This window comes from Aurantimonas sp. A2-1-M11 (assembly GCF_036549475.1).
Classification (GTDB): Bacteria; Pseudomonadota; Alphaproteobacteria; order Rhizobiales; family Rhizobiaceae; genus Aurantimonas.
The window spans coordinates 1-6895 of sequence record NZ_JAZHLI010000118.1 but is presented as its reverse complement, the minus strand read 5'-3'; the positions used below and the strand labels follow the sequence as shown (position 1 = coordinate 6895).

General features: G+C 61.7%; 7 protein-coding genes and 1 pseudogene. 4 read left to right on the top strand and 4 right to left on the bottom strand.

The features are described 5' to 3' along the window. Positions 1 to 2190 (top strand): OmpA family protein (locus VQ042_RS24205; RefSeq protein WP_331822830.1); only part of this gene is annotated, 2190 nt, incomplete at its 5' end. Positions 2191 to 2447: 257 nt separating this feature from the next. Here VQ042_RS24205 and VQ042_RS24200 read toward each other — a convergent pair. Both VQ042_RS24200 and VQ042_RS24195 read right to left on the bottom strand, forming a co-directional pair. Then, positions 2448 to 2993, bottom strand: a complete 546-nt coding sequence (locus VQ042_RS24200) for a DUF488 domain-containing protein (protein WP_331822829.1) — start codon at positions 2991 to 2993, stop codon at positions 2448 to 2450. Next, positions 2993 to 3202, bottom strand: a complete 210-nt coding sequence (locus VQ042_RS24195; RefSeq protein WP_331822828.1) for a DUF2945 domain-containing protein — start codon at positions 3200 to 3202, stop codon at positions 2993 to 2995. The genes VQ042_RS24200 and VQ042_RS24195 overlap by 1 nt, the downstream gene beginning before the upstream one ends. A gap of 329 nt (positions 3203 to 3531) precedes the next feature. Here VQ042_RS24195 and minD point away from each other — a divergent pair, with 329 nt between their 5' ends. The 3 genes from minD to VQ042_RS24180 all read left to right on the top strand — a co-directional run bounded on the left by minD (position 3532) and on the right by VQ042_RS24180 (position 5953). Further along, entirely contained in the window at positions 3532 to 4347 is an 816-nt protein-coding gene (gene minD, locus VQ042_RS24190) for a septum site-determining protein MinD (RefSeq protein ID WP_331822827.1), read from the top strand. 68 nt (positions 4348 to 4415) lie between these two features. Beyond that, entirely contained in the window at positions 4416 to 4697 is a 282-nt protein-coding gene (gene minE, locus VQ042_RS24185) for a cell division topological specificity factor MinE (protein ID WP_331822832.1), read from the top strand. 479 nt (positions 4698 to 5176) lie between these two features. Further along, positions 5177 to 5953: an HNH endonuclease gene (locus tag VQ042_RS24180; RefSeq protein WP_331822826.1), complete on the top strand. Its 777-nt coding sequence runs from the start codon at positions 5177 to 5179 to the stop codon at positions 5951 to 5953. A gap of 102 nt (positions 5954 to 6055) precedes the next feature. Here the strand turns inward: VQ042_RS24180 and VQ042_RS24175 are convergent, their stop codons facing one another. After that, positions 6056 to 6247: an excalibur calcium-binding domain-containing protein gene (locus VQ042_RS24175; protein ID WP_331822831.1), complete on the bottom strand. Its 192-nt coding sequence runs from the start codon at positions 6245 to 6247 to the stop codon at positions 6056 to 6058. A 536-nt stretch (positions 6248 to 6783) separates the two neighbouring features. Beyond that, a pseudogene (locus tag VQ042_RS24170) lies at positions 6784 to 6895 on the bottom strand (IS630 family transposase); the annotation flags it as partial.

Sequence of the window (6895 nt, the reverse complement as noted above, 5' to 3'; positions counted from 1 at the left end):
GCTGCCGCCGAACAGGAAGCGGCAGCCCAGGCGGCCGCCGAGCAGGAAGCCGCAGCCGCCGACGCAGCCCGCGTCGCTGAGGAAGAAGCCGCCCGTCTGGCGCAGGAAGCAGCTGCTGCCGCCGAACAGGAAGCGGCAGCCCAGGCGGCCGCCGAGCAGGAAGCCGCAGCCGCCGACGCAGCCCGCGTAGCTGAGGAAGAAGCCGCTCGTCTGGCGCAGGAAGCAGCTGCTGCCGCCGAACAGGAAGCGGCAGCCCAGGCGGCAGCCGAAGAAGAGGCCGCTGCCGCCGAGGCAGCGCGCATCGCGGAGGAAGAAGCAGCGCGTCTGGCTCAGGAAGCGGCCGCTGCTGTGGAGGAGGAAGCTGCAACAGCCGAGGCAGCTCGGATCAAGGCTGAAGCCGCAGCCGAGGCCGTGGGGATTGACGCCGAAAAGCCTCTCGATGCCCGCGAAGAGCGTCGCCGAGAACGCGAGAGCCGTCGTTTAGAACCCGCGGGAGTGGTCGAGCAACCGGCGCAGATTGCGCCCGTTCCATCACAGCCCGGAGCGGGGCCGTTGGAAGCCGTTCCCGAGGCAGGACCTCAAGAGGTTGCTCCGGCGAGCCCTGCGCCGGTGCCAGTTGGCGAGGCTGTCCCCGCTGCAGACCAGCCCACGGGCGTGCGCGAAGAGCGGCGCCTCGAAAGAGAGCGCCAACGCGAGGAGCGGCGGGAAGGTTCTGCAGGGACGGCCCGGCAGCCGAACGCGAGTGATCCCTCGACAGTCGCTGCGGAACCGGTGCCTGCGGAGTCAGCATCGCCTCCCACAGGCGCACCAGCGGACGCGGCCGCCCAAAGCCTGCCCGCCGCAGGGCAGCCCGCAACCGCTCGTGAAGAACGCCGCCAGGAGCGCGAGCGCAGGCGGCAAGAGCGCAACGGCGCACCGAACGTTTCCCAGCCTTCTTCAGTCACTGCGCCGCTGGGAGCGTCGCCCGTGGACGCTCGCGATGAACGTAGACGCGCGCGTGAACTACGACGTGAGAACCGGGACTCTCCCCCGGCCCGGACCATCGCGCCGGCCGCCGCCGCTACCACGACGGTGGAGCAGCAGCTGCAGATACAAGGAGGATCCGAGGAGCTCGACGAACTGCGGCGGTTGCAGCGAAAACTGGAGCGCCAGCGCGAGCAGGTCGAAGCCAGTCAGAGCGACGACGGCTTCGAAACGGGCGCACGGTCCGAGCGTCGGCAACAGCGGCAGGAGCGTCGCCGGAATGGTGTCGCGGTCGAGCGCCTGCGCGACGACGACCGCGCCGAATGGCGTCGAGAGAGACGGAATGATCCTGGTGACCGCGGCGAAATTGTCGAGCGGCAAGGCGACCGAATCATCATCCGACTCGGCGATCAGCTGATCATCCAGCCGGAACAGGAAGGCGACCGGCTGTTGTCCAGGGCACGCGACGTCGAGGTCGAGGATCTTGGCAACGGCGAGACCCTTACTACGGTCTACCGTGGAAATGGCGTGCGCGTCCAAACCGTCCGAGACGTCTATGGCAACATTCTGTTGCGGACACGCGTCCTGCCGAACGGCCAGGAGATCGTCCTTATCGACAATCTCAGTTGGGAGGATTCACTACGCAGCCCGGCCAGAAACGATCGCCGTTTCTATGCAGAGATCGGTCCCCTGCCGCCACTCGTCGTCGCCATTCCGCAGGACGAATACATCGTGGAGACCCGGGCTGCGACGCCGCTTCAGGTAGAGGCAGCGCTGACGGCACCGCCGGTCGAGGACGTGGAGCGCATCTATTCGCTCGATGAGGTGCGCTACAGTGACCGGTTGCGCGACAAGGTGCGACGGGTCGATCTGGATACGATTACCTTTGCCTTCGGAAGCGCTGTCGTGGGTTTGGAGGAACTTGATGCGCTGGACAGCGTCGGACTTGCTATCGAGGCGATCATCGCCAAGCGTCCCGACGATATCTTTCTGATCGAGGGGCACACCGATGCTGTCGGCTCGGATGAAGCGAATTTGCTCCTGTCCGACCGCCGCGCAGAGGCGGTCGCCGTGGCATTGTCGGAAGATTTCGACATTCCTCCGGAGAACCTCGTGACGCAGGGATATGGCGAACAACACCTGAAGATCGAAACGAAAGAAGCGGAGCGAGAGAATCGGCGCGTCGCCCTCCGCCGGATCACGCCGTTGATTCGCGCTGCGCGTTAGCTTCTTCTCGATTGCGGATGTGCTGCCCTGACTCAGGTCCGCTGACTGGCGCGCTCCGTGAGCACGTCTGCTACCCTACGTCCAGTCAGGAATGCTCGCCAACGAGTTTCCTCGAGCGATTTGTGGAGGCCTTTCGATGTCTTTTGTCTCCGCCGCATTCTTGGAGAGGGTGCCGAGGGTGGCTCGCGCTGGCGTCTGGATAAGGCTTCAGCAACGGCAGACAGACCGCGCTCGATGCAACAGATGCAGTTAGTCGTCTAACTTTCTGTTGCAGGGGCCGGATAAACGATTTTGCCCTCTGCTGTCTTCTGCGCACCCGGCGTTGGGGTGGCGAGATCGATACGACCGGGCGCCATTAAGTGATCGACCGCATGGCCGTTTAACAGCAGATAATCGGTAATAATCCGGCGGTGGCAACGCCACCAGACCGCCTCCGAACACATCATCGCGATACGCTGCGCTCGGCCGAGGCTGACAAGTTCATCGAAGGCCGCCCCGAATTCGTCACCTAGGGCGTAGTCCGCATAATTATGGAAACTTCGCAGGCGCCACATTGCATTGAGGCTTTCGTCGATCCCGGGTTGCTTCGATCGCCGTCCGCCTAGTCCCGGCGAGTGCCGATATCGGATCTGCAACTGCGCGAGATCGTCTGGGAAGCTATCGATGTTGTAGACTGGGTTGTTTCGTGACCGCGGAAACGTGCGGACATCGATCACCAAGGCTATACGCGCCTCTCGCAGCATGTCGATGACGTCGCCAAGGTCACGGTTCGAATGGCCGATGCTGGTAAACTGCGCAGCCATCAGTCGATCTTCGTCAGCGCGTTTTCCTTGTGAGCGGCTATGTGGTCGGTTTTCTCACTTTCGATCTCGTATTGTGGATCATCCTTCGACGCGCGACGTCGATGACCCTTGTAGTCGAAATCATTGTTGTGAACTTTGATGATCTTGCCCGTCACTCGGCCAGCTTCGGAATTCCAGCTGACACGATCGCCATGTGAGAATTTCGCCATTTCGCCCTCCTTGGACGTAGAATCGCGAGTCTGCCGCATGGTTCCGAGAGTTGAGCGAGTGGAAGCTCCAAGGCGTAGATCACTCACCTTGGCGAACTCCTCGCGAACGGCCCAAGCTGCCGGCATGGCGAACGATCGTGGCCGGCTGCTGCCCTCGTCGCAGGTCTCGCGCAAGCTTAGCGACATAGAATGGAGTATCGGGACTGAGAGAGGCCGTCGCCAACGAGCGTAATCTACATCCGCGCCCGCCGACAACTGTCGCCGTAGTTCACTGAACTAATTTAGGATAGTCAGACGTAACCTCTGACCCCTCGAGGGAGGAATGCGCAATGGCCAAGGTGCTCGTGGTGACTTCGGGAAAGGGCGGGGTTGGCAAGACAACCTCCACGGCAGCGCTCGGTGCGGCTCTTGCCAAAACTGGGCAGAAAGTCGTGGTCGTCGACTTCGACGTTGGCCTGCGGAACCTGGATCTGGTGATGGGCGCTGAGCGGCGCGTTGTCTACGACTTCATCAACGTAGTGCAGGGCGACGCCAATCTCAGCCAAGCACTGATCCGCGACAAGCGCGTAGACACGTTGTCACTGCTGCCCGCCTCGCAGACACGAGATAAGGACCACCTGTCTCCCGAGGGCGTTGAGCGCGTGATCGGTGAACTGCGTGAGATGTTTGATTGGATTGTCTGCGACAGCCCAGCCGGGATCGAACGCGGCGCCACCCTGGCAATGCGCCATGCAGACGTGGCTGTCGTCGTGACCAATCCGGAGGTGTCATCCGTGCGCGACTCCGACCGCATCATCGGCCTTCTCGATTCCAAGACAAAGAAGGCCGAGGAGGGCGGGCAGGTCGAGAAGCACCTCCTTCTTACGCGCTACGACCCTGTCAGGGCCGCCCGCGGCGAAATGCTGAAGGTCGAGGACGTCCTGGAAATCCTGGCCCTGCCCCTTCTTGGTATTATCCCGGAAAGCCAGGAGGTGCTGCGGGCATCCAATACCGGGACGCCGGTGACATTGAGCAATGCAGCGAGCGCGCCAGCCCGGGCCTATAGCGAAGCCGCCAGACGGCTCTGCGGTGAGAGCATCCCGATCATAATGACAAGCGAGCCCAAAGGGTTCTTTGGCAAGTTCTTCACAAGGAGAGCGGCATGAACCTTCTAGCTCTCTTCAGACCCCGCGCCGGCTCGGCGTCGCAGGCGCGCGCCAGACTGAGATACCTTCTGTCGGACGAGCCCATTGGCGAGCCTGGCACGAGTTCGGCTCAACAGGCCCGCGAACGCCTTCAGCTTCTGCTTTCGCATGAGCGTGAGACGACGAACCCATCCGATCTCGTTGCCCTACTGCGGGAAGAGATCCTGGCCGTGATCGCCAAACACTGCTCGGTCGACCGGGAGCAGATGCGGGTCAAGGTTGATCGCGGCGCCTCGGTCTCTATGCTTGGCGTCTCGATGGACCTGCCGAAGTCGCTCGGAAGTCGTTCGCCGGTGCAGACGGTCACCTGAGCCGACGCGCGCGCTCTTCCACCGATGCTCCAACAGGCTCCTCGATGCGCCGCATTCGAATGAGCCGTATGCCGCATTTCGAGTGCGGTGCATTCGACCACTCTGCCACCTCTCCGGCCGTTGCCCCGTGTGTCGGGACCATCGTCTGCGAGGAAACGCGCNGCCGCATTTCGAGTGCGGTGCATTCGACCACTCTGCCACCTCTCCGGCCGTTGCCCCGTGTGTCGGGACCATCGTCTGCGAGGAAACGCGCGGTGCAGGGACGGTGATGTCCGCAAACGACGCGTCTTCCAGTCAACCGAGGCATGGTCGGCGCCTTGCGAGCGCGCCGGTCTCTTATCAAAGCCGGGGGCGCGTGCCGACGGTGTGGCTACCTGTGATAACCTGCTCTCGAGGTTCGATTTTACAATAATCCATCCGGCCTATTCTCTGACAAAAGAAGACCATCCCCAGCTGAATTTTGACAGGACATTGTGATATTGCACGGCCTTGACGAAATTGGTGGAGGAAGACCCCGCTCAATTGCAGATATCCGTCATGCAGAAGCTAATGTTAAGCGGCTTGTCGGTCTGTGTGACAAGAAGGACCTGATCTTAGCAACCTATTCTCTTACGCGTTACGGTTTTATATACGGCGCCACGCTATTTCACGAACATTTTGAGAACGCTACCTCTATCAATTGTCATGATTTCGTAAGAGTTGGATTCCATATTTACGCCTACTTCGAGATTTCCCAATATTGCCTCACATCTGCAGGCCGGGTGGGGTTGACGAGAGGCAATAAAGACGAGGCCGTTGTTTGGGCAGAGTTCGCCAACAGTCCCAAGCGCCTCGAAGCGATTGCGGCCGCAATCAGAGCCGCAGTTGTGCATGCCGACGGTGCCGAGCTCGCGCCTATCGCACTTGGCGAGGATTCTGAGGCTACAGAGGGCCGGCTGCTGACTGTTCTGCACACTCGCCGGGAGCGAAACCGAGCTCTTGTCCAAAAGCGGAAGGAGGCCGCGCTTAAGGCGACCGGCCGTCTGCAGTGTGAGGCGTGCGACTTCGATTTCCATGAGCGCTATGGGGAGCGAGGGGATGGCTTCATCGAGGTCCATCACACCCAGCCGCTGCATACGCTTGCCGAGGAGACCAAGACGCGCCTGGAAGATCTCGCGCTGGTTTGCGCCAACTGCCACCGCATGATCCACCGCACACGCCACTGGCTCAGCATCGCAGAGCTTCGCAGCGTTCTGGGAGGTGCCTCTTCCTGCTGAAGACGCTCCATGAACACGAGCAAACCGGCAGGGAGCGAATATATAGGAGGGGGCTCTGTTTCGCTCTCTCAGATATGGCCTTTGCTACGATATGGCCTTTTGCTACCGCCGTCCCAGCCACGGCTCGCAAGCGATACCATCATCATCGCGGTCCAGATGACGAGCGTATCCCGGCTGCCCTCGCCTTAGCGGCGCCTTACCTGCAGCGCGCACAGCGTCGCAGTTCCGATACCCAAAAATATGCTTCGTCGTGATCCCTGACCAAGTGCCTTGATGGTCCGGAGCAGCATACATGACCGCGCCGCCGACGCCGACGATCGCTACGACCTTGAACAGCAGCAGAGACAGGTCCCGCAGCCACCGTGATCGCTGGCGCCGTCGTGGGACGCGTTCAAATCGCCGCCGCAGCCGGGCGGCACTGTCGAGACGTTCCTGTCGCTTCCACGGACTGACAGTGGGCATGGCGCACACCTCCGGCGAGGAGCATCCGCCACTCGTCTGAGCGTTCCACTAATAGGATCGTGAGAATTGTCGGCGATGCGGGATCGGATGCGCCGCCAAGAGTCAGGAGAGCTCTGTGGTGAGGTTCGTGGCCTGTGCGGCTAGTTGCCTAGCACCGGGCTCAGAACGCTCGCCGGCGAGTCTCCTCGTGCTTCGGGCTGCCTACGTCGCCTGCGGCAAAGCACCTGGTCTGCTACAATCCGGACGGGCTGAACGCTTCAGCGGATTGGTCCGGAAGTTGACAAGTTCCGGATTCACCTGCCCCATCCAATGCCGGCAACGCGATGGATCTGTCCATGGATGCTGATCGATCTTTGGACGTCTCGGCACTAGTGGATTGACTCCAACGTTTGGAACCCTCGGCTTCGTGCAGCGATGATGGCGTCTGGATCGGCGCGCCAGACGAAGGGCTTCGGGTTTTGGTTGTGCTCGGCGACGAAG